The sequence below is a fragment of the [Actinomadura] parvosata subsp. kistnae genome (assembly GCF_900323885.1).
Classification (GTDB): domain Bacteria; phylum Actinomycetota; class Actinomycetes; order Streptosporangiales; family Streptosporangiaceae; genus Nonomuraea; species Nonomuraea composti.
Genome location: NZ_OOHJ01000022.1, coordinates 268,670 through 290,765, shown reverse-complemented (window position 1 = coordinate 290,765; position 22,096 = coordinate 268,670). Strand labels below are relative to the sequence as shown.

Below are 22,096 nucleotides of genomic sequence, written 5' to 3'. Positions count from 1 at the left end.
CGGGCGGTGGCGTCGGTAGCCTTGGGGGTGTCATGAAGAGATCCCCGCTCGCGGCCCTCACCGCGACTCTCGCCACCGCCCTGCTCGCGTCCGGGCTGCTGCTCGGCTCCGCCGTGCCCGCCCTGGCGCACGACGCGCTCAAGAGGAGCTCTCCGGCCAAGAACGCCGTGGTCGAGTCCCTCGACGAGGTCGAGCTCGAGTTCAGCGCCAAGGTACGCATGCCGTTCGTGATCGTGCGGGGCGACGGAGAGGCCCAGCACCAGAGCGGCAAGCCCGAGGTCGACGGCGCCGTGGTGCGGCAGGCCGTCAAGGGGCCGCTGCCCGACGGCAAGTACACGATCGCCTACCGGGTCGTGTCCTCCGACGGGCATCCCATCGAGGGGGAGATCCCGTTCCGGGTGAAGGGGGCCGAGACGCCGTCCCCCAGCCCGTCCGTTTCCGCATCGTCTTCCGCGGCGTCTTCTGGGTCGTCTTCTGGGTCGTCTGAGGCGACTCTGGCCGCCAGCGCCCCGGCGCCGTCCGCCACCGAGCAGGCGGCGGCGGAGCAGGGCGGCACGTTCCCCGTGTGGCTGATCATCGTCATCGGCGCGCTCGTCGGCATCGGCATCGGGTTCCTGCTGAGCGCGCGGAAGAAGCAGCCATGAGCCGGGCGGCGCGGCTCGCGCTCGTGACCGTGGCGGCCGCCGTCGCCGCCCTCGTCGTCGGCATGATGGCCGGAGGCAGCGCCTTCCCCAGGATCATCCCCGGGCTGCCCGACAGCGGCGCGGTCGTGCGGTGGGGGCTGCCGCTGTCCAAGCTGCTCATGGACGCCTGCGGCGTGGTCACGGTCGGCCTGCTGGTGATGGCCGCCGCGCTGCTGCCCAACGACAAGGGCGTGCTCGGCAAGAGCGCGCTCGAATACGTCAAGGCCGCCTCCTGGGTGGCCCTGGTGTGGGCCGGGGCCGCGTTCCTGTCCATCGTGTTCGGCGTCGCCGAGTCCATGGGCCGCACGGTGCCGCAGATCCTCGACCGCGCCTTCCTCACCAGCTACGCCACCCAGACCACGCAGGGCGTCGCGCTGACGCTCGTGGTGCTGTTCGGGGTGGCCATCGCGCTGTTCTCGCGCGGCGCCATCACCGCGGGCGCCGCGGCCGGGCTGCTGGTGTTCGCGATGGTGACGCTGCTGCCCGCGCCGCTGACCGGCCACACCTCCTCCTCGCCCAACCACGACCTGGCCACCTCGTCGGTGTCGCTGCACCTGCTCTCGCTGGCCCTGTGGACCGGCGGGCTCGGCGTGCTGGCCCTGCACGCGCTGCGCAAGCAGCCGCAGCTCGACGTCGCCGCGCAGCGGTTCTCCCGGATGGCGCTGTGGTGCTGGGCCGGGGTGGGCCTGTCCGGCCTCTTCGCACTGGTCGCCCGGCTCGGCGCGATCTCCGACCTCTGGACGTCCGAGTACGGCCTGCTCGCCGTGGCCAAGATCGCGGCGTTCGTGCTGCTCGGCTACATCGGCTACTGGCACCGCCAGCGCACCCTCGCCGAGCTGCGCGCCCGCAAGCCGCGCGCGTTCACCCGGCTGGCCGGCGGCGAGATGGTGCTCATGTTCGCCACCATCGGCGTCGCCGTGGCGCTGTCGCGCACCCCGCCGCCCGAGTACAGCATCCCCGCCGACCGGGCCTTCGAGCTGCTCGGCTTCCCCCTGCCGCCCCCGCTCACCCTCGGCAACATCTTCTCGCTGTGGTGGCTCGACCTGTTCTTCGCCGTGGTGGCGGCCGTGCTGGCCGGCCTCTACGGCGCCGGCGTGCTGCGCCTGCGCCGGCGCGGCGACCGCTGGCCGTGGGGCCGCACCGCCTCCTGGTACGCCGGAGTGGCGCTGCTCGTCTTCTGCACCCAGAGCGGCCTGGCCCGCTACGCCAAGGTCATGTTCGACATCCACATGATCGAGCACATGACGCTGTCGATGGTCGTGCCGATCTTCCTCGTCCTCGGCGGGCCCGTCACGCTGGCGCTGCGCGCGCTCAAGCCCGCCGCCAAGCGGGGCGACAGAGGGCCGCGCGAGTGGATCACCACGATCCTGCACAGCCGGTTCACCAAGGTCGTCACGCATCCCCTGATCGCCACCGCCATCTTCATCGCCTCGACGTACGCCCTCTACTTCACGCCGCTGTTCGAGTCGGCGATGAACGAGCACCTCGGGCACATCTGGATGACCCTGCACTTCCTGCTCAGCGGGTGCCTGTTCTTCTGGGTGATCATCGGCGTCGACCCCGGGCCCAACCGGCTCCCGCACGTCGGGCGGCTGCTCATGCTCTTCGTCACTATGCCGTTCCACGCCTTCTTCGGCATCGCGCTGATGATGATGGGCTCCGTGATCGCCTCCGGCTGGTACGAACAGCTCGGCCGCACCTGGGGCGCCACGCTCATCCAGACACAGCGCGACGGCGGCGCCATCGCGTGGGGCTTCGGCGAGATCCCGACCCTCATCGTCTTGCTGGCCATCGCCGTGCAGTGGTACAAGGACGACGACAGGCAGGCCCGGCGCGCCGACCGCAGGGCCGACCGCACCGGCGCGGGAGACCCGGAGCTCGACTCCTACAACGACTATCTCGCCCGTCTCAACCGTGCCGACAAGGGCGAGTAGCCGATCGGACATGCCCTTCTACCTTCCGACTACATGTCTCTGGACCGGCAGGTAGCCTTTCTTCCAGGGGAGATGGGCATAACCTCGTCAGCTAGCGTTGCGCCGCCTTGAGGGGGGATGCGCACCGCGAGTCAGGGAGCGCCGGAGTGGGGACCGGCGTGGTGCCCGGGTGCCAAGGAAGGCGAGAACCAATTGTCGGAAGAGACACGGATGCGCGGGGGGCAGAGCCTGGCCGAGGCGCTCGAGAGCTATCTGGGCGAATGGTCCGAGCGCACCGGGATCAGGGTCGAGACGTGGGCGCTGCCCGCGACCGACGTGCCGTCCCGCGTGTCGAACGGCGTCATGACCACCATGCGGGAGGCGTTGGCCAACGTCGAGCTGCACAGCAGGGCCCGCACCGTGTCCATCGCGGTGACGGTCGGCAGGAGCGGGCTGCGGATGACCGTCAGCGACAACGGCCAGGGATTTCCCACGGCGCGGGCCGGGCGGGGGATCGCCAGGATGCGGGCCGCGTTCGCCGAGATGGGCGGCACCCTGTCGGTCAACAGCGTGCACGGCGAGGGCACCACGGTCACGGGAGTGGTGCCGAGGCGGCGCTGAGCGGCGGCCGCCGGCCGCGACGCTGGCCGGCCGTCCGGCCCGGCGCGCAGGCCGGCGGCGCCGCCACGGCGGCCGCGACGGTCAGGGGAGAGTGAGGATCTCGCTGCCCGTCTCGGTGACCACGATCGTGTGCTCGAACTGGGCCGTGCGCTTGCGGTCTTTGGTCACGGCCGTCCACTGGTCGGGCCAGATCTCGTACTCGATCGTGCCCAGAGTCAGCATCGGCTCGATCGTGAACGTCATGCCCGGCACCAGCTCCACCCGCAACGACGGATCGTCGTAGTGCGGCACCATGAGCCCGGAGTGGAAGGTGGTGCCGATGCCGTGGCCGGTGAAGTCGCGCACCACGCCGTAGCCGAAGCGCTTGGCGTACGCCTCGATGACGCGGCCCACGACATTGAGCTGCCGGCCGGGCGCGACCGCCTTGATGGCGCGCATCATCGCCTCGCGGGTGCGCTCCACCAGCAGCCGCGACTCCTCGTCGACCTCGCCCACCAGGAACGTCGCGTCGGTGTCGCCGTGCACGCCGCCGATGTAGGCGGTGATGTCGACGTTGACGATGTCGCCGTCGCGCAGCACCGTGTCGTCGGGGATGCCGTGGCAGATGACCTCGTTGATCGAGGTGCACAGCGACTTCGGATAGCCCTTGTAGCCGAGCGTGCTGGGGTAGGCGTTGTGGTCGAGGAGGAACTCGTGGCCGATCCTGTCGAGCTCGTCGGTGGTGACGCCCGGCCGGACGTGCTTGCCGACCTCTTCGAGAGCCTGACCGGCGATCCTGCCCGCCACCCGCATCCGCTCGATCATCTCGGGGGTCTTCACGTCGGACTCGCCGGTCTTGGGGCGCTTCTTGCCGACGTACTCCGGCCGCTCGATGTGGGCGGGGACCTTTCGCATGGGCGAAACTCGCCCGGGCTGGAGCAGTGTCGTCATGAAACACGAGTCTACGGGGCAGAATTGACCTCGTGAGCGAAGGCCAGTGGTGGTTCTGTCTCAAGCACATGCGGGTCGAGCCCGACGAGGGCTGCCCCAACAAGGACCGGATGGGTCCGTACGCGTCCGAGCAGGAGGCGGCCGGGGCGCTGCAGCGCGCCGCCGACCGCAACAAGGCGTGGGACGAGGCGGACCAGGACGAAGACTGATCGCGGCGCCGACGTAAGTTGAGCCGCAAGTAAGCTGAGCCGCGTGGAGATCGACCCTCGGCGGCTGCGCATCCTGTACGAGGTCGCCCGGCGCGGCGGCGTCATGCGGGCCGCCGAGGCGCTGCACCTGACCTCCTCCGCCGTCTCCCAGCAGCTCGCCCAGCTCGAACGCGAGGTCGGGCTGCCCCTCATCGACCGCTCCCAGCGCAGCGTCTCGCTGACCCCGGCGGGCCGGGTGCTGGCCGGCTACGCCGAGCGGGTGGAGGAGGAGCTGGTCGAGGCGAAGCGGGAGCTGACCCGGTTCACCGAGCGGCTGGCGGGGCCGGTGCGCATCGCCGCCTTCGCCACCGTGATCAAGCACATCCTGGTGCCCGCCCTGCGGGAGCTGGCCGTCCGCCACCCCAAGATCACGCCGGTGATCCACGAGATCTACGGGCCGCCCGCGCTGCAGGAGTTACGCCTCGGCGCGGTCGACGTGCTCATCACCGAGCAGGACATGGCCCTGCCCGCCCTGCCGCCGCCGTCACTGAGCACGCGCCTGCTGTACGTGGACGAGTACCGCATCGTGGTGCCGCCGGGCTGGGCGCAGCCGCCGGTCACGGTCGACGACCTGATGCGGTGCCCGTGGGTGGCCAGCATGCCGCCGCACGCGTGCGGTCAGGCGCTGGAGCGGCTGGCGGGGCTGCACGGGTTCGAGCCGCGCAAGGTGCATCTCGTCAACGAGTTCGAGCCGGCGCTGGCGCTGGTCGCGGCCGGGCACGGGGTGGCGATCGTGCCGACGCTCGCCCTGCTGGACGTGCCGGAGGGCGAGGTGCTGGTGAGCGACATCCGCGAGGTGGGGGCACGCAGGATGGACGTGGTCACGCGGGCCGGCCGGGCCCGCTCGGGGGAGCCGGACCCGGTGCAGGCCGTGGTGATCGGCGTCATCGAGGAGGCGACGGCGGCCCTGGAGGCGTCGCTGCGCGGCCGGCTCGGCGAGGGAGACCCGCCCGCCGGCTCCTGAGCCGGGTGGGCCCTTGACCTGGTGGGCGAGCGAGTGGCGGGCGCCGGCCCCTGACCTGGTGGGCGAGCAAGTGTGCCGGGCGCCGGTCCCTGACCTGGCAGGCGAGCGAGTGCGCCGGCGTCGGCCTCTGACCTGGGGGTCTGGAGTCAGTCGGCGATCTGGGGGCCGCTGACCTTGTCGAGGAGGCGGGCCAGGCGGTCGCGCAGGCGCGGGCGCTGCTCCAGCTCGCCCGCCGCCGCGCTCACCAGGTGCTGCGCCCCGTCGAACGTGATGAGCCCGTCGCGCGGCACCGCGATCGCGTCGTGGGCCAGCCCGGCCAGCTCCCTGTCGCCGCCCTCGATCGCGAGGATGGTCGCCCCGGTGCGCCGGGCGTCGTCCACCCGCTCCAGCAGCGGCACCGGCGCCTGCTCCTCCGACAGCACGAACAGCGTCTCGCCGCGGGCCGCCCGCTCCAGCCGGTCGAGGCCGACGCTCAGGTGGGCGGGCGCGCCGGGCGGCGGGTCCCACCGGACCAGCGTGGGCGTGAGCTGGGCCAGGCCGGACAGCCGGGCCTCGTCGGCGAGATGCGCGGTCAGGTGCCAGGGCTCGTCGTCGGGCGTGCCCACCAGCAGGAGGCCGCCGGGCGAGCGCGTGGCACGCAGGGCCAGGCCCAGCTCGCGCGCGCGCTCCAGCCAGCCGGTCTCGGCCAGGATCTCGCGCAGGAAGGCCACCGATCCGGAATCCATGTTCTCATGGTGCCCCACGGGAGGGGGCGGGGTAACTGGTTCGGGAGTGATGTGTTGACACGAGACGTGTTTCCCGGTCATTTCGGGCCTTGACATGGAGTTACCCTCGGGTAACGATCGGCTCGCGGCGCCGCCGTCCCAGTGGTGATCCTCACGGAGAGGGGCGGCACATGACCTTACGTGTGCGCGTCAGCATGTCCATGATCCTGTTATCGATCATGTCGCTGCTCGTCGCGGGCCCGGCCCGCGCCGCAGCACCAGGAGACGTCGTCTCCGCCCAGCCCACCACGGTCTACCTGCTGCCGGGCAAACTGCTGGAAGTCCCGGTCAACGCCTGGCACGTGCTCTACAACTCCACCTCCGCCACCGGCGGCCTCAACACCGTCTCCGGCACCCTCCTCGTGCCCAAGGCCGGCTACCCGCTCGGCACCCGCCCGATCATCAGCTACGCCTTCGGCACCCACGGGCTCGGCGACCAGTGCGCCCCCTCCGCCGGCCTCGCCCGGGGCGGGGAGGCCGAGCTGGCGCTGGTCAGCCTGTTCCTGCTCAAGGGGTACGCGGTCGCCATGACCGACTACGAAGGGCTCGGCACGCCCGGGCCGCACACGTACATGGCGGGGATCTCGCAAGGGCACGCCGTGCTCGACGCGGTCAGGGCCGCCGCGCGCGTGCCGGGCGCCGGGCTGTCCGCCACGGCGCCCGTCGGGATCATGGGCTACTCCCAGGGCGGCGCCTCCGCCGCGTGGGCCGCCCAGCTCCAGCCCTCGTACGCGCCCGAGCTGCGGCTGCGCGGCGTCGCCGCCGGCGGGGTGCCCGCCGACCTGCGCGCCGTCGCCCAGCACCTCGACGGCGGCCCCGACTTCGGCCTCGCCGCCGCGGCCGGGGTCGGGCTCGACGCCGCCTACCCCGAGCTGAACCTCCAGGCCGACCTCAACGACCGCGGCCGCGCCCTGCTCACCGACGCCGCCGACGACTGCGTGGACGAGCTGACGAGCAAGCTGGCCGGGCTCAGCTTCGCCGACCTCAGCCCCATCGACCTGCTCAACCAGCCCAAGTGGCTGGCCCGCCTCGCCGAGAACCGGCTCGGCGCCACCCCGCCGCGCGTCCCCCTGTTCCTTTACCACGCGCGCGGCGACCAGATCATCCCGATCGCCGTCGCCTCCACGCTGCGCGGCGAGTACTGCCGGGCGGGGGCGAGAGTGCGCTGGACCTCGCTGCCCGCACCCGACCACGTCACCGGCGCCGTCGAAGGCGGCCCGCTCGCCATCGAATGGCTGGCCCTGCGCATCCTCGGCCTCCCCGCGACCAGCAACTGCTGAGCGTCGTTCACAGACGGCAACTGGCTGCGAATCCCTTCATGGACAGCAACTGGCTGCGACCGTTCACAGACACGGCGGCCCGCCCGGCGCTCTCGCCGGGCGGGCCTGGCATGATCTGGTTATGACAGACGTGAACGGACTTTCCATCGCCATCCTCGGCGGCACCGGTGACCAGGGGAAGGGCCTGGCGCGACGGTTCGCGCTGGCGGGGCTCCAGGTGCTGATCGGCTCGCGCAGCGCCCAGCGGGCCCAGGAGGCGGCCGACTCCATCGGGGCCGGCGCGAGCGGTGACGACAACGCCGCCGTGGCCGCCCGGGCCGACATCGTGATCGTGGCGGTGCCGTACGAAGGGCACAAGGCGTTGCTGGAGTCGCTGAAGGGCGAGCTGGCCGGCAAGATCGTGGTCGACTGCGTCAACCCGCTCGGGTTCGACAAGCAGGGCGCCTACGCGCTGCCGGTCGAGGAGGGCAGCGCCGCCCAGCAGGCCGCCGCCGTGCTGCCCGACAGCCGCGTGGTGGCCGCCTTCCACCACGTGTCGGCCGTGGTGCTGATGGATCCCGCCGTGGACAAGGTGGATCTCGACGTGCTGGTGCTGGGCGACGACCGCGAGGCCACCGACACCGTGCAGAAGCTGGCCGAGGTGATTCCCGGGGTGCGAGGGGTGTATGGCGGGCGGCTGCGCAACGCTCACCAGATCGAGGCGCTGACCGCCAACATCATCTCGGTGAACCGCCGCTACAAGGCCCACGCGGGGCTCCGCATCACCGACATCTGACGAGACGTCCGAGGGCGGTCGCCATGCCCTGACCGCCGCCCGTGCGCTCGCCTTCCCGTTTGCTCGCCGCACGTGTACTCGGTGCGCATGCGGTCGCTGGACCTGCGGGCACGGGCGCGGGCGTGTGTGCGCGGGCGGGCCGTGGCCGGTTGGCGGGGCGTCACAGCCAGCCGGCGTCCTCGGCGATCCGGATGGCGTCGATCTTGTTGCGGGCGCCCGTCTTCGTGATCGCCCCCGTGAGGTAGTTGCGGACGGTGCCGGGGGAGAGGTGGAGGCGGGCGGCGATCTCCTCGGCCGAGGAACCCCTCGCCGCCTCCTTGAGGACGGTCGACTCCCGGGGCGTCAGGGGGCTCTCGCCGTACTCCATGGCCGAGGAGACCAGCTCGGCGTCCAGCACGCGCAGCCCGGCGGCGGTGCGCCTGATCGCGTCCGCCAGCCGGTCGCCGGGGCGTCCTTGACCAGGAACGCCTCGATGCCCGCCGCCAGCGCCCTGCGCACCTGCCCCGGCTGGCCCATCGCCGTGAGCACCAGGATCCGGCAGGACGGCAGGCGTTCCCGGAGCGTGGCGGCGGCGGTGATGCCGTCCATGACCGGCAGGTCGATGTCGACGACCGCGACGTCGGGCCGCACCCGCAGCGCCTCGGGGACGATCTCGTCGCCGCGGGTGACCTCCGCCACCACCTCGATGTCGGGCTCCAGGCGGAGCAGGGCGGTGAGGGCAGCGCGGATCATGTGCATGTCCTCGGCCAGCAACACCCTGATCACGCCGCGACCTCCACCGCGAGGAGGAAGCCGCCCTCGCCGGTCGGGGTGGTGGTGCAGGAGCCGCCCGCCTGGGCGGCGCGTTCGGCCAGCCCCGTGAGGCCCCCGTTGGCCGCTCCCGGGGTGGCGGGTGCGCCGTCGTTGGCGACCTCCAGCCGCACCCTGCCGCCCTGCAGCGAGGTGGTGATCGTGCAGGTGGTGGCCATGCTGTGGCGCAGCACGTTGGTGACGCCCTCACGCACGGCCCAGGCCAGTGCCGCCTCGGAGCGTTCCGGCAGCGTCACGTCGGCCAGGTGCGCCTGCGCGCTCACCCCGGACGACTCCAGGAGCGCCACGGCCCGGTCCACCTCGCCCGCCAGCGACATCTCCCGGTACCCCCGGGCGACCTGCCGGACGTCCTGGGCCGCCTCCCTGGCGACCTGCGTCAGCTCGCCGACCTCGTGGCGGGCGGCGGCGGGGTCGCGGTCGATGAGCCGGCCGGCCAGGTCGCCCTTGAGCGCGATCGCGGTGAGGCTGCGGCCGAGGCCGTCGTGCAGGTCGCGGGAGATGCGCAGCCGTTCCTTGAGCACCGCGGCCTCCGCCAGCTCGGCCCTGGCCTGCTCCAGCTCGGCGGTCACCCGTACGAACCGGACCAGCGCGTAGATCATGGCGCCCGTCGTGGCGATCGTGGCGACGTAGAAGAACGTGACGTGCGCCCCCGCCAGGCCCCACCACAGGCGGGTGCCCTCGCTCAGCATCATGAGGCCGACCAGCGGGCCACCCCAGCGCAGCGGCAGGAGCACCAGCAGCGACCCGGCGAGCATCGGCGCCGTCAGCGCCGACATGCCGCCGGGCAGCAGGAAGTCGGGCAGGTAGGTGGCCACGGCCTGGAGCGCCAGCGTCGCGGGGAAGAGGGGCGGGCGCGTGCCGCGCAGGCCGGCCCGCATGTTGACGTAGTGGGTGGCGACCACGGCCGTCATGGACAGGGCGGCCGTCACGCCGTAGAAGGCGCCTTGCAGGAAGTAGACGAGCGTGATCGCCGTGTACGCGCACGAGACGGCCGTGATGAGCACGCTGGCCAGCCTGCGGGCGGAGGAGGAGGAGACCACGGTCACGATTATGACCTGCGGGGTTCCCAGCGGAACCAGCGCAGTGCGACCAGCCCTGCCACGGTCCAGCCGGCCAGGGTCAGGAAGGGCACGACCAGGTCCCCGGTCCTGACCGCGTCCACGACGACCGTGGTGGGCAGCAGGTCGAGGACGGGGCGCAGCCAGGAGGGCACCGGGATCGGGCCCATCGCGCCCGCCGCCACCGCGGCGACCAGGAAGACCGGCATGGTGTACGCGGCGGCCAGCTCCGAGCGCGGGACCACGGCCGTGTACGCGGCCCCGAGCAGGGACATCACCACGGAGCCCGCGATCGTGACGGCGGCGAAGGCCAGGGGGTTCGCGGGCAGGGGGACGCCGGCGGCGAAGCGCACCGCGACCGTGCACACTACGATGAGCGCCACGGTCTGCGTGGCCGTGCTGGCGATCTGGCCCAGCAGGAGCTGGCCGTCCGTCAGCCGGGTCGAGCGCAGCCGCTTCAGGACGAGCTGGTCGCGGCGGGCGGTCAGGGCCACGGTGATGTTCATGAACGCGGTGATCGCCAGCAGGATCGAGAGCGAGGCGTGCGCGACCGCGGCGGCGTCGGCGACGCCTCCGGTGGTCACGTGGCGCATCAGCGTGGGCAGGCCCACGGCCAGGCCGACCGGCGTGATCACGGAGGCGAACAGCATGGACTTGTCGCGCCAGAACAGGCGGGTGCCGAGACGGTAGGTGGCGGTCAGGCTCATCGGGCGTACCTCTCCAGAGACGAATCCAGTGACGGGCGCGGGGAGGGGGTCGACTTCTTCACGAACCGGCTCATCGGGCGCTCAGCTCCAGGAACAGGTCTTCGAGGGTGGCGGTGCGGACCTCCAGGCCCGCCAGGCGCAGCCCGCGCTCGGCCGCCCACGTCAGCAGCGTCTGCGCGGCCAGGTCGGGGTCCTCGGCGCGGCACACGGCCAGCCCCTGCTCGACGGTGACCGGCAGCGGCAGGGCGCCGGGGTCCACGTGCGCGGGCAGCCGGAAGGCCACCCGCCCGCTGCGGGCGGCGAGTGTCTCGGCCATGCCGCCGGAGGCGACGATGCGCCCCTCGTCCATGATCGCCATGGAGGCGGCCAGGCGCTGCGCCTCCTCCAGGTAGTGCGTGGTCAGCAGGATCGTGGTGCCCTGCCCGGCCAGGTCGCGGATGACGTCCCAGGTGGCGGCGCGCGCCTCGGGGTCCATGCCGGTGCTCGGCTCGTCGAGGAACAGCAGGTCGGGGCGGCCCAGCAGGGCCAGCGCCAGGTCGAGCCTGCGCTTCTCGCCGCCGGAGAGCTGCCGCACCTTGGTGCCGGCCCTGGCGCGCAGGCCGGCCAGGTCGAGCGCCTCGTCGCGGGGGCGGGGCGCGGAGGTGAAGTCGCGCCAGGTGTCGACGGTCTGCGCGACCGTCAGGTCGGGGAAGAACCCGGCCTCCTGCAGCATGATGCCGGTGCGCCGGCGCACGGCGGCGCGGTCGGCGTGCGGGTCGAGGCCGAGCACCCGCACGGTGCCGCCGTCGGCCCGCCGGAAGCCCGCCAGCACCTCGATCGTGGTGGTCTTGCCCGCGCCGTTCCTGCCGAGCAGCGCGAAGATCTCTCCTTCCGCCACCTCGAACGAGACGTCCTTCACCGCCTCGAACCCCTGGTGGCTCTTGCGCAGCCCGTGCACTTCGATAGCTGTCATGCGCTCCACTGTCGCCGGGCGGGCTCACCGGGCGACAGTGAAGAATTCACGACTTCCCGGACAGCTTGAGCAGCGCGTCGGTGACGCCCTCGGGGTCGACGATCTGGTGCAGGTGCATGCCGGCCACCCGGGTCACCGGCCAGCCCCTGCGCGCGGCCTCCTCGGCGACCGTCTCGTACGGCGGCCCGTACCAGAGGCAGGAGCACCGGACGGAGTCCCAGCCGGAGGGGACGGGGATCGGCTGCGTGTAGTAGTCGAGCGGCAGCCGCGGCTGCTCGGCGGCCACGCGGATGCGGACGGCGGGGTCGGGCAGCATGGCCACCACGTCCTCTTCGTCCCACCAGTCGGTCCAGCGCGGCAGCACGCCGTCGGGGCCCGCGAGGTCGCGCAGGAACGGCAGGAACGCCTCCTCCGCGGTCTTGACCAGCCCTTCGGCGGGCGGGATGTGCGCGTCGGCGAACACGCACGCCACCACCCGCCCGTCGAGCCCCTCCTTGATCACCGGCAGGAAGAACCCGGCGTTGCTGTGCACGACCAGCACGAGGGGACCGCCGGCGGGGACGGCGGCCCGCACCGCCGCCACCACGCGCGGCCAATAGGGCGCCCCGCCCGCCGAGACGCCGGTCAGGTCGGGCACCACGGCGGCATGCCCGCGGCGCTCCAGCGACTCGGCCACCGCGCCCCACGTCGAGGGCCCGACGGAGGGGCTGTGCACGAGTACGAACGTCGTCTGCATGCGTCCCACCCTGTCAGACGACGAGGGGGTGCCGGGAGACCGCACGACCGGCTCCGTCGTAGGAGGCCCAGGCCAGGGCCAGGTTGTTCACCGCTCGCGAAAGCTCCTCCTCGGGGAAGAGGAAGTGCAGGCGCATGTGGTCGGCGTAGGCGCCCAACGGGTCGAAGGAGCGGCCGGGCGGGATGGCCACGCCGTGCCGGAGCGCCACCTGGGCGAAGGAGTCGACGTCGCCGTGCGGGATGCGTACCCACAGGGTCTGGCCGCCGCGGGCGGGCTCGAACGTCCAGGACGGCAGCCGGGAGCGCAGCTCGGCGCACAGGTGGTCGTGGCGGGCGCGCGACGTGGCAAGCTGCGCGGCGCGGACCTCGTCGAGACGGCGCAGCAGCGCGGCGGCGGCGAGCTGGCTGACCACCTCGCCGCCCAGGTCGTGCACGGCCCGGAGCCTGGCCAGCCGCGAGACCAGCGGCGGGGCGGCGCGGATCCAGCCCACCCGCAGGCCGCCCCAGACGAGCTTGCTCAGCGAGCCGACCGTGATGATCTGCTCGCCCCGGTGGAAGGCCGCCAGCGGCGTCGGCGTCTCGCCGGAGAAGCACAGCTCGGCGCGGACCTCGTCGTCGATGAGCGGCACGTCGTGCTCGGCGGCGAGCGTGGCCAGCCGCCTGCGGGACGGGTTGTCCATGATCGCGCCGTCCGGGTTGCGCACCGACGGGACGAAGTAGGCCAGCGCCGGGCGCTCGCGCACGTCCTCGATGCTCGCCGCGGGCCGCACGACCGCCGCCGCGTGCCGGAACGCCTCCAGCGCGCCCGGATACGTCGGCGTCTCCGTCAGCACCGTGTCGCCCGGCGCCACCAGCAGCGCCGTGAGCAGGGTGAGCGCCTGCTGGGCGCCCGTCGTCACGACGATCTCGTCGGGGGTCGTGGGCAGGCCGCGGCCGGTGTAGTACGCGGCCAGCGCCGCCCGCAGCTCCGGGTTGCCGGCCGGCTGGTAACCCATCTCGTGCAGGCCGGGCAGGCGCCCGGCGGCCTGCGCGTACGCCTCGCACAGCGCGGGCGGCGGGTCGTGCGGGGCCGCGCAGGTCAGCAGCTGCACGTTGTCCGGCGGGTGCAGGATGTGCAGCAGCAGCGGGTTGGCCGCCACGCCGTCGGTGGTGCGGGTCGCGGGCAGGTCGAGCGCGGCCACCCGCGTGCCGCTGCCCTGGCGGCGCACCAGCCGGCCCTCCTGCTGCAGCAGATCGTACGCGGCCACCACCGTGCCCCGCCCCACCGCCAGCCGCCTGGCCAGCACCCGGTCGGGCGGCAGCGGCTCGTCCGGCGCCAGCACGCCGTCGTCGATCAGCGCCCGCAGGCGGGCGGCGAGCAGCAGGTACAGCGGCCCGCGCCCCGACGCCCAACGCCCGAGGAGATCGACGAGGTCATCCAGATTGGCCCCATTCATGGACCAATTCTGCCGCATTGGCTCTGATATCGGCTCTCCTGGCCAGGAATGCTGGAACCATGAGCGAACTCCGCCCAGAGACGAGGGCCGTGCACGTCCCCCAGCCGCCCATCGAGGGCAGCCGTCCCATCAGCGTGCCGATCTACCAGACCTCCGGCTTCACCTTCGACGACCCCGCCGTGATGGCCGAGTCGATGGGGCGCCCCGACGGGGCGTACGTGTACGGGCGCTACAGCAACCCGACCGTGCGCTCCCTGGAGCTGGCCGTCGCCGGGCTGGAAGGCGGCGCGCACGGCATCGCCACCGGCTCCGGCATGGGCGCCATCAACGTCGTGCTGTTCGGGCTGCTCAAGCCCGGCGACCACCTCGTGGCCCAGCGCTCCCTGTACGGGGGCACCGCCGCCATGATCAACGAGCTGGTCGCCCGGTTCGGCATCACCGTCACGTACGTGCCCGAGAACGACCCCGCCGCCCTGCGCGCCGCCGTCCGCCCCGAGACCCGGCTCGTCTACCTGGAGACCATCAGCAACCCCATGACCCTGGTCGCAGACCTGCCCGCCATGTGCGAGGTCGCCCGCGACCTCGGGATCCTGTCCGTGGTCGACAACACCTTCGCCACGCCCCTGCTGTGCCGCCCCATCGAGCACGGTGCCGACATCGTCGTCCACTCCACCACCAAGTACCTGTCCGGGCACACCGACGTGGTGGGCGGCGTCGTCGTCCTGTCCGGCCGCGAGCTCTACGACGAGCTGTGGCACTTCGCCATCGAGCTGGGAGCCTCGCCCGACCCGTTCGCGAGCTGGCTCACGCTGCGCGGCATGCAGACGCTGGCGCTGCGCATGCGACGCCACTGCGACAACGCCCACCACCTCGCCACCCGGCTCGCCGAGCACCCCGCCGTCACCGCCGTGCACTGGCCCGGCCTGGCCACGCACCCGTCACACGAGCTGGCCGGCAAGCTGCTGCCCGGCGGGTTCGGCGGCGTGTTCTCGTTCGACCTGGCCGGCGGGCGGGCCGCGGGGGAGAAGTTCATGAGCTCCGTACGCGTGGCGCTGCTCGCCCCCTCACTCGGCGGCGTCGAGACACTCGTCCTGCACCCCGCCTCCACCTCCCACCGCTCCCTCGCCCCCGAGGAGCTGCGGCGCAGCGGCATCGGCGAGGGCACCGTCCGCGTCGCCGCCGGCATCGAACACCCCGACGACCTGTGGGCCGACCTGTCCCAGGCCCTGGCATAGCCTTGACGATCGTGACGACCGTTACTCATGAGCACGTGCTCGCCGCCGCACGGCGGATCGCCGGGCACGTGCTCCGCACACCCGTGATCCAGATCTCGCCCGGGCTCTGGCTGAAGCTGGAGCTGCTGCAGCACGCCGGGTCCTTCAAGGTACGCGGGGCGTTCAACCGCATCCTGTCCGCCGGCGAGCTGCCCGACAGCGGGGTGATCGCCGCCAGCGGCGGCAACCACGGGCTGGCCGTGGCCTTCGCGGCGCGGGCGCTGGGGGTGCGGGCCGAGATCTACGTGCCCGAGGTGACCAGCCCCGTCAAGGTGGACGGGCTGCGGGCGCTGGGGGCGCACATCGTCCAGACGGGCGCCATCTACTCCGAGGCCGCCGACGCCGCCGCCAAACGCGCCGCCGAGACCGGGGCGCTCAGCGTCCATGCCTACGACCAGGCTGAGGTGGTGGCGGGGCAGGGGACCACCGGGTTGGAGCTGGTGGAGCAGGTCGGCGCGGCGCCGGACGGGGCGCCGGACCCGGCGCAGGGCGCCGCCTTGGACACGGCGCAGGGCGCCGCCTTGGACACCGTGCTGGTCGCGGTCGGCGGGGGCGGCTTCGCGGCCGGCATCACCCTCGGCACCGCCGGCTCCACCCCCGGCTCCGGGCCCAAGATCGTGGCCGTCGAGCCCGAGCGGATCCCGACCCTCAACGCGGCGCTCCAGGCGGGCGAGCCGGTGCAGGTCGAGGTCGGCGGCGTGGGCGCGGACGCGCTCGGCGCCAGCAAGATCGGCGGGCTGGCGTTCGAGGTGCTGTCCGGGCCACGGGTCGAGAGCGTCCTCGTGACGGACGAGGCGATCGTCTCGGCGCGGCGCACCCTCTGGGAGCGGCACCGGCTGGCGGCCGAGCACGCGGGCGCCGCAGCGTACGCGGCGCTCCTGTCCGGCGCCTACCAGCCCGAACCGGGCGAACGGGTCGCGGTGGTGGTGTGCGGCTCGAACACCGACCCGGCCACGCTGACCACGTCCTGACGCCGACACAACCGCGGGACCCTGACACACGCGCGGGACCCTGACACGCGCGCGGGACCCTGACACGCGCGCGGGCCTGGCACATGCGCGGGCACGGCACATGCGCGGGCCCCGACACACGCGCAGGCCCTGACACACGCGCGGACGCCCGCTCACGGCGAGCGGGCGTCCTCAGGGTGTCCTGAGCGGCGGGGTGCCTCCGGTGGCTCAGGTGTAGGTGTGCTCGGGCGCGGGGAACCGGCCGGACATCACGTCGTCGGCGAAGGCCCGTACGGCGCGGTCCATCTCGCCGGCGAGGTCGGAGTACCGCTTGACGAACCGGGCCGGCCGGGGCGTCAGCCCCATGAGGTCCTGCCACACCAGGACCTGCGCGTCCGTCGCCGCCCCCGCCCCGATCCCGATGGTCGGGATCGCCAGCGACGTCGTCACCCGCTGCGCCAGCTCGGCCGGCACGCACTCCAGCACCACGGAGAACGCCCCGGCCCGTTCCAGGTCCTTGGCGTCGGACATGAGCTCGTCGCCCGACTGGCCCCGCCCCTGTACGCGGTAGCCGCCCATGACGTTGACCGACTGCGGGGTCAGCCCGAGGTGCGCCATGACCGGGATCCCGGCCGACACCAGCGCCTCCACCTGCGGCAGGACCCGCCGTCCGCCTTCCAGCTTGACCGCGTGCGCCCCGGCCTCCTTCATGAACCGCGCCGCCGACTCCAGCGCCTGCTGCGGCGACCCCTGGTACGACCCGAACGGCAGGTCCGCCACCACCATGGCCCGCGACGAGCCGCGCACGACGGCGGCCGTGAGCGGCAGGAGGTCGTCGACCGTGACGGGCAGCGTGGAGTCGTAACCGTAGACGACCATGGCCGCCGAGTCGCCCACGAGCAGGACCGGGATGCCCGCCGAGTCGAACACCCGCGCCGTCATCGCGTCGTAGGCGGTGACCATGGGCCACCGCTCTCCGCGCTCCTTGGCGGCGGCGAGGTCGCGGACGGTGACGCGCCGCCCGGACGCGCCGCCGTACAGCGTGGTTGAAGAGGACATAGTGATCACCCTCCAGAACGTCTCGAGGCGCCCCAGTGGCGTCCCCGGACTCACTCCGATGATGTCACGCGCTGTCATCCACGAAAACCAGTGGCAGAACTGTCGGTGCCTCTTGCCAGAATCGACGTCGGAGGTAACGAACACCATGGCTCTCGACCCTTACCGGCGCCTGCTCAAAATTCCCGGCGTCCCCACGCTGCTCCTGGTGGGGCTGCTGGCCCGCGTGCCCGCCACGGCCGTGGGCATGGCGCTGACCCTGCACGTGGCCGAGGTGATGGGGCTCGACTACGGCCCGGCCGGGCTGATCTCGATGGCCAGCACGATCGGCATGGCCATCGGCTCGCCGTTGTCGGGCCGGTTCGTCGACAAGCACGGCCTGCGGCCGGTGCTCGCCGTCACCACCGTGGCCCAGGCGGCGTTCTGGGCGAGCGCGTGGGCGCTGCCGTTCCCCGTCCTGCTCGTGGCGGCGGCGGTGGCGGGGCTGCTCGCGCTGCCGGTGTTCAGCGTGACGCGGCAGTGCCTGGCGGCCATGGTGCCGGTCGAGCAGCGGCGCAGCGGGTTCGCACTCGACTCGATGCTGGTCGAGCTGTCCTACATGGCGGGGCCGGCGCTCGCCGTGGCGGGCATCACGACGTTCGGCAGCGGCGTGACGCTGACGGCCATCGGCGTCGGCCTGACGGCGGCGGGGCTGGGCCTGATCGTGCTCAACCCGCCCGTCCGCTCGGCCGCCGAGCTGGAGGCGGAGTCGGTCAAGGTGCCGAGGCGGCAGTGGCTCACGCCCGCGTTCGTCGCGCTGCTCGGCACGGCCGCGGCCGCCACGTTCGTGCTCACCGCGACCGAGCTGTCCCTGGTCGCCACCATGAACAAGGCGGACCAGACCGTGTGGGTCGGGCTCGCGGTCGCGATCTGGTGCGTGTTCTCGCTCGTCGGCGGCTTCGTGTACGGCGGGCTGTCGCGCGGCTTCTCCCCTCTGGCCCTGATCGCGGCCATGGGGGCGCTGACCATCCCCGTCGCGTTCGTCGGGGGCGGCTGGCACTGGCTGGTGCTGGCACTCCTGCCCGCCGGTCTGCTGTGCGCGCCCGCGCTGTCGTCCACGGTCGACGTCCTCAGCCGGTGGGTGCCCAGCGCGGCCCGCGGCGAGGCGATGGGCTTCCACGGCACCGCCCTGCTGATCGGCGGCGCAGCCTCGGCCCCCATCGCGGGCGCCGTCATCGACGGGGCGGGGCCGGAGTGGGCGTTCGTCCTGGCGGGGCTCGTCGGCGTGGCCATGGTCCTGACCGCCCTCCCCTTCTGGCGCCGCCGCCCCGCCACGTCGGGGGCGATGTCCTTGGAGGAGGAGGCGGCCGAGCTCGCGGAGGTGGAGAAAGCGGGGTTGTCGCGGGAGTGAGCCCGGCGCCGTCCAGTGCGTGAGCCCGGTCGGCGGGCTGCCCCCGGGGGTGAGCGGGGGCTGCTCCCGGGGCATCGCGCCCGTCCGCGCCCCGCGCGGCTGCCCACCGCGATCCCCGCCGGGCCCCACCGCACACCCTCTCGCCGCCGCGGCGCCAGGAGCCCGGGCGGGGGTCGTGCCGGGGCGTGGCCGCAGCGGGGTGGGGCGGCGAGGTGTCCGGCCGGGACACGCTTGCCGGACGCGTGCCAGCGCCGGGCGTCGTGGTGCGAGGCAGCGGCCTGCGCAGGTGCGCTGGCGCCGTGCGGTACGGCGTGCGGGTGGCGAGGCGCCCTGGGCGGGGCGCGCCTGCCGGTCGCGTGCCGAGCGGCAGGGGCGAGGTGTCTGCGCCCGGAGGCCGGTGCGCCGCCTGTGTCGGGAGGCGCTGTGCGGGGCAGTGGCCTGGGGAGGCGCGCCGGCGCCCGGGTGCGGCAGGCGAGTGGTGAGGTGTGCGGCCAGGGCACGCCTGCTGGGCACGTGCCGCGCCTGGAGGCGTGGGGCGAGGCGCCCTGCACGGGTGCGTCGGGGGCGTGCGCGTGGCGAGGCACCCGCCGAGGCGCTCGTGCGGTACGGCGCGCGGGTGGCGAGGCGCCCTGGGCGGCGCGCCTACCGGTCGCGTGCCGTGCGGCGGTGGTGCCTACGCCGGGAGGCCGGAGCGGGCCTGTCGGTCGTGTGCTGTGCGGCGACGGTGAGGTGCCTGCGTCGGCGGTTCTCATGCGCGGCTCCGAGCCAGGGGGCGGCCAGCAGGCGCGGGCGGTGTGTGCGGGAGCCCGCATGAGCCGGGAGGGCGTGTTCGCGGCCGGAGGCGGCGGAGGGCCGGTGAGCTGCGGGGAGGGCCGCCTCGGGCCAGGGGTTCGGGTGGGTGGGGGTGGGAGTTTACCCAAGGTTTACGAAACGGGACCGTTGCGTATCGGAATGGCTTGCGATACGGTGACGTTGCGAAACTCAAACGTATCGAAATTAAGGACCTTCACATGGACCCGAACACCGGACACCCACGCCGCTGGGGCATCCTCGGCGTGCTCGTGTTCAGCCTGCTGGCCGTGGTGCTCGACAACACGATCCTGAACGTGGCGATGAAGACCATCGCCGACGAGACGGTCGGATTGGGCGCCACCCAGAGCGAGCTGGAGTGGGCGATCAACTCCTACACGCTCGTGTTCGCCGGCCTGTTGTTCACGTTCGGCGTGATCGGCGACCGAACAGGTCGCAAGCGCATGTTGTTCATCGGCATGTTGCTGTTCGGCCTGGCCTCGCTGGCCAGCGCCTACTCGCAGGATCCGATGCAGCTGATCCTGGCCAGGGCGGCGATGGGCATCGGTGGTGCGGCCATCATGCCGGCCACGCTGGCGATCATCTCGAACGTGTTCCCGCCGGCCGAGCGGGGCAAGGCCATCGGCGTGTGGGCCGGTGGCGTGGGGCTCGCGGTGGCCGTCGGGCCGATCACGGGCGGCCTGCTGATCGAGCACTTCTGGTGGGGCTCGGTCTTCCTGATCAACGTGCCGATCGTGGTGATCAGCATGATCCTGATCGCGGCCGTGGTGCCCGAGTCGCGCGACCCGAAGCCGTCCAAGCTCGACCCGGTCGGCGTGGTGCTGTCCATCATCGGTCTGGTGGCCCTCGTGTACGGCATCATCCGCGGCGGCGAGGTGGGCACCGTGGCGAGCGCCGAGGTGCTGGTGCCGACGCTGGTCGGCGTGGCGGTGCTGGGCGTGTTCGTGTGGTGGGAGCGGCGCATCGACCACCCGGTGTTCGACGTGCGCAGCTTCAGTAACGTCCGCTTCAGCTCGGCCATCGGCATGATGGGCATCGTGTTCTTCGCGATGATGGGAGGGATGTTCTTCCTCACGTTCTACCTGCAGATCGTGCTGGGATTCACGCCGATCCAGGCGGGCGCGCTGATGATCCCGTTCGCCGCCGCGCAGCTGATCTTCGCGCCGCTCAGCCAGCGGGTGAACGAGCGGTTCGGCGCCAAGCTGTCGGCCACCGTCAGCATGGTCGTGGTCACCCTGGCCCTGGGCAGCTACGCCCTCATGGACCAGAACACGCCGATCGTGCTCATCGAGGTCATCTTCTTCGTGCAGGGCGCCGCGATGGCGAACATCATGCCGCCCGCGACCACGGCCATCATGGAGGCGCTGCCCCGGGAGAAGGCGGGTGTCGGCTCGGCCATGAGCAACACCGTCCGCCAGGTGTCGGGCGCGCTCGGCGTGGCCGTGCTCGGCTCGGTGCTGTCGTCCAGCTACCGGGGCGAGATGGAGCCCGCGCTGACCGCTCTGCCGGAGGGCGTGCGGCACGCCGCCGGTGAGTCGATCATGGCGACCATGGGGGTCGTGCAGGAGCTCGGCGCCAAGGGGCAGGCGCTGATCCAGCCGGCGTTCACCGCGTTCGTCGACGGCATGCACGTCACGGCGATGGTGTCGGCGGTGATCGGGCTGCTCGGCATCGGGGTGGTGGCCCTGTGGATGCCCGGCAAGCCCCGCTTCGCCAAGCACGCGGAGCAGAAGGAGCCGGTGCTGACGTCGTCCCGCGGATGACGGGCGGCCCGGCCGATGAAGCGATCAGCGGGCGGCGGTGCGTACCTGCCGGCTCGTGCTGAGGGATCAGCGGGCGGCGGCGGGCGCGCGCCGGCTCGTCCCGGGGGATCAAGGGGCGGCCGCGCGGGCGCGCCGGGTCGTCCTGAACGATCGGCGGGTGGCGGCGCGTACGTGCCTCGCCGCCCTGTAGACCGGCGTGCCCGCGCCGGCGAGGTATGGTGAGGCCGCGATGACGATCCAGGAATCCGGGACTGCCCGCCCAGCGGGCCGTCCGCGCAGCGAGAAGGCCGAGAAGGCGATCATCGACGCGACCCTCGATCTGATCGGCGAGGGCATGGGCGTGTCCGAGCTGACGATCGAGGCGATCGCGTCGCGGGCGGGCGTCGGCAAGACCACGATCTACCGCCGCTGGTCCAACAAGGAAGACCTGGTCGTCGACGCGTTGTCCACGCTGAAGGCGCCGCTGCCCCCGCTGTCCGGCACGTCCGTGCGTGACGACCTGATCGCGCTGGTCGACGCGATGCGCAGGGAGCACGGCCAGGCCCGCAGCCGTTGCGTGATGAACATCGCGATGAGCGAGGCCGACCGCTACCCGCAGCTCTTCGAGCGGTTCCTGAAGCGGGCGGTGGAGCCGCGCAGGGAGGCGATGCGCGTGGTGATCGAGCGCGGCATCGCCACCGGCGAGCTGCGCGCCGACCTCGACGTGGACATGGGCATGGCGCTGATCTCCGGCACCATGCTGTGGCACGCCAAGTGGGGCCGGCCGGCGACCTGTCGCTCGACCTGGCCGAGCGGGTCGTGGACGCGGCCCTGGCCGGCATGGCTCCCTGAGCCCGTCCGCCCGGTATGGAGAAGAAATGTAGGCGGGGTGGCTAGCATCCCGGAATGCCCCACGGAGTTGCACGGATGGCCGACTCCGCGGGGCACCACTATTTCCGGATCTTTCGGCCTAGGCAGAAGATGAGCCTTGTTCTAGT

21 protein-coding genes and 1 pseudogene are annotated in these 22,096 nt (G+C 72.8%); 13 read left to right on the top strand and 9 right to left on the bottom strand.

The window, feature by feature from the left end; all coding sequences use genetic code 11:
* Positions 1-32 precede the first annotated feature (32 nt).
* The 3 genes from KIS93_RS44155 to KIS93_RS44145 all read left to right on the top strand — a co-directional run bounded on the left by KIS93_RS44155 (position 33) and on the right by KIS93_RS44145 (position 3,217).
* Positions 33-644: a copper resistance CopC family protein gene (locus tag KIS93_RS44155; RefSeq protein WP_080041286.1), complete on the top strand. Its 612-nt coding sequence runs from the start codon at positions 33-35 to the stop codon at positions 642-644.
* A complete protein-coding gene (locus KIS93_RS44150; RefSeq protein WP_080041285.1) occupies positions 641-2,617 on the top strand; it encodes a bifunctional copper resistance protein CopD/cytochrome c oxidase assembly protein in 1,977 nt (658 codons plus the stop codon). The genes KIS93_RS44155 and KIS93_RS44150 overlap by 4 nt, the downstream gene beginning before the upstream one ends.
* Before the next feature lie 210 nt (positions 2,618-2,827).
* On the top strand, positions 2,828-3,217 hold the full coding sequence (locus KIS93_RS44145) for a sensor histidine kinase (RefSeq protein ID WP_080041284.1): 390 nt from the start codon (positions 2,828-2,830) through the stop codon (positions 3,215-3,217).
* A gap of 81 nt (positions 3,218-3,298) precedes the next feature.
* Here KIS93_RS44145 and map read toward each other — a convergent pair whose 3' ends face one another.
* A complete protein-coding gene (map, locus tag KIS93_RS44140) occupies positions 3,299-4,147 on the bottom strand; it encodes a type I methionyl aminopeptidase (RefSeq protein WP_080041283.1) in 849 nt (282 codons plus the stop codon).
* 32 nt (positions 4,148-4,179) lie between these two features.
* On the opposite strand from map, the gene KIS93_RS44135 reads away from it, so the two are divergent.
* A complete protein-coding gene (locus KIS93_RS44135; protein WP_155128185.1) occupies positions 4,180-4,356 on the top strand; it encodes a hypothetical protein in 177 nt (58 codons plus the stop codon).
* A gap of 43 nt (positions 4,357-4,399) precedes the next feature.
* A complete protein-coding gene (locus KIS93_RS44130) occupies positions 4,400-5,359 on the top strand; it encodes a LysR family transcriptional regulator (RefSeq protein ID WP_080041282.1) in 960 nt (319 codons plus the stop codon).
* A gap of 146 nt (positions 5,360-5,505) precedes the next feature.
* On the opposite strand, the gene KIS93_RS44125 is transcribed toward KIS93_RS44130, so the two are convergent.
* Positions 5,506-6,084 (bottom strand): hypothetical protein, encoded by a 579-nt coding sequence (locus KIS93_RS44125; protein ID WP_080041281.1) that lies wholly within the window; start codon positions 6,082-6,084, stop codon positions 5,506-5,508.
* A gap of 170 nt (positions 6,085-6,254) precedes the next feature.
* Here KIS93_RS44125 and KIS93_RS44120 point away from each other — a divergent pair, with 170 nt between their 5' ends.
* Positions 6,255-7,403 carry a lipase family protein gene (locus KIS93_RS44120; RefSeq protein ID WP_080041280.1) on the top strand — a complete coding sequence of 383 codons (1,149 nt, stop codon included), beginning with the start codon at positions 6,255-6,257 and terminating at the stop codon, positions 7,401-7,403.
* A 121-nt stretch (positions 7,404-7,524) separates the two neighbouring features.
* Positions 7,525-8,178 carry an NADPH-dependent F420 reductase gene (npdG, locus tag KIS93_RS44115; RefSeq protein WP_080041279.1) on the top strand — a complete coding sequence of 218 codons (654 nt, stop codon included), beginning with the start codon at positions 7,525-7,527 and terminating at the stop codon, positions 8,176-8,178.
* Positions 8,179-8,338: 160 nt separating this feature from the next.
* Here npdG and KIS93_RS44110 read toward each other — a convergent pair.
* The 6 genes and pseudogenes from KIS93_RS44110 to KIS93_RS44085 form a co-directional block, all read right to left on the bottom strand.
* Positions 8,339-8,943 (bottom strand): annotated as a pseudogene (locus KIS93_RS44110) (response regulator transcription factor).
* Positions 8,940-10,034 carry a sensor histidine kinase gene (locus KIS93_RS44105; RefSeq protein WP_080041277.1) on the bottom strand — a complete coding sequence of 365 codons (1,095 nt, stop codon included), beginning with the start codon at positions 10,032-10,034 and terminating at the stop codon, positions 8,940-8,942. The pseudogene KIS93_RS44110 and the gene KIS93_RS44105 overlap by 4 nt, the downstream one beginning before the upstream one ends.
* Positions 10,035-10,036: 2 nt before the next feature.
* Positions 10,037-10,753: an ABC transporter permease gene (locus KIS93_RS44100; protein WP_080041276.1), complete on the bottom strand. Its 717-nt coding sequence runs from the start codon at positions 10,751-10,753 to the stop codon at positions 10,037-10,039.
* 70 nt (positions 10,754-10,823) lie between these two features.
* On the bottom strand, positions 10,824-11,705 hold the full coding sequence (locus KIS93_RS44095) for an ABC transporter ATP-binding protein (RefSeq protein WP_080041275.1): 882 nt from the start codon (positions 11,703-11,705) through the stop codon (positions 10,824-10,826).
* Positions 11,706-11,751: 46 nt separating this feature from the next.
* Complete coding sequence (locus KIS93_RS44090) at positions 11,752-12,441, bottom strand: alpha/beta hydrolase (protein WP_080041274.1); 690 nt, start codon at positions 12,439-12,441, stop codon at positions 11,752-11,754.
* Between the two features lie 13 nt (positions 12,442-12,454).
* On the bottom strand, positions 12,455-13,876 hold the full coding sequence (locus tag KIS93_RS44085) for an aminotransferase-like domain-containing protein (protein ID WP_080041273.1): 1,422 nt from the start codon (positions 13,874-13,876) through the stop codon (positions 12,455-12,457).
* A 59-nt stretch (positions 13,877-13,935) separates the two neighbouring features.
* On the opposite strand from KIS93_RS44085, the gene KIS93_RS44080 reads away from it, so the two are divergent.
* Positions 13,936-15,111 carry a trans-sulfuration enzyme family protein gene (locus KIS93_RS44080; RefSeq protein WP_080041272.1) on the top strand — a complete coding sequence of 392 codons (1,176 nt, stop codon included), beginning with the start codon at positions 13,936-13,938 and terminating at the stop codon, positions 15,109-15,111.
* An 11-nt stretch (positions 15,112-15,122) separates the two neighbouring features.
* On the top strand, positions 15,123-16,121 hold the full coding sequence (locus KIS93_RS44075; RefSeq protein WP_230465425.1) for a serine/threonine dehydratase: 999 nt from the start codon (positions 15,123-15,125) through the stop codon (positions 16,119-16,121).
* 207 nt (positions 16,122-16,328) lie between these two features.
* On the opposite strand, the gene panB is transcribed toward KIS93_RS44075, so the two are convergent.
* Positions 16,329-17,159, bottom strand: a complete 831-nt coding sequence (gene panB / locus KIS93_RS44070) for a 3-methyl-2-oxobutanoate hydroxymethyltransferase (protein WP_080041270.1) — start codon at positions 17,157-17,159, stop codon at positions 16,329-16,331.
* A gap of 145 nt (positions 17,160-17,304) precedes the next feature.
* Here panB and KIS93_RS44065 point away from each other — a divergent pair, with 145 nt between their 5' ends.
* The 4 genes from KIS93_RS44065 (at position 17,305) to KIS93_RS44055 (ending at position 22,083) form a co-directional block, all read left to right on the top strand.
* Complete coding sequence (locus KIS93_RS44065) at positions 17,305-18,546, top strand: MFS transporter (RefSeq protein WP_080041269.1); 1,242 nt, start codon at positions 17,305-17,307, stop codon at positions 18,544-18,546.
* 1,010 nt (positions 18,547-19,556) lie between these two features.
* Positions 19,557-21,119, top strand: coding sequence for an MFS transporter (locus KIS93_RS44060; protein ID WP_080041268.1), 1,563 nt, complete (start codon positions 19,557-19,559; stop codon positions 21,117-21,119).
* A 55-nt stretch (positions 21,120-21,174) separates the two neighbouring features.
* Positions 21,175-21,309, top strand: coding sequence for a hypothetical protein (locus tag KIS93_RS67835; RefSeq protein ID WP_268966880.1), 135 nt, complete (start codon positions 21,175-21,177; stop codon positions 21,307-21,309).
* 39 nt (positions 21,310-21,348) lie between these two features.
* Positions 21,349-22,083, top strand: coding sequence for a TetR/AcrR family transcriptional regulator (locus KIS93_RS44055; RefSeq protein ID WP_246005454.1), 735 nt, complete (start codon positions 21,349-21,351; stop codon positions 22,081-22,083).
* Positions 22,084-22,096 lie beyond the last annotated feature (13 nt).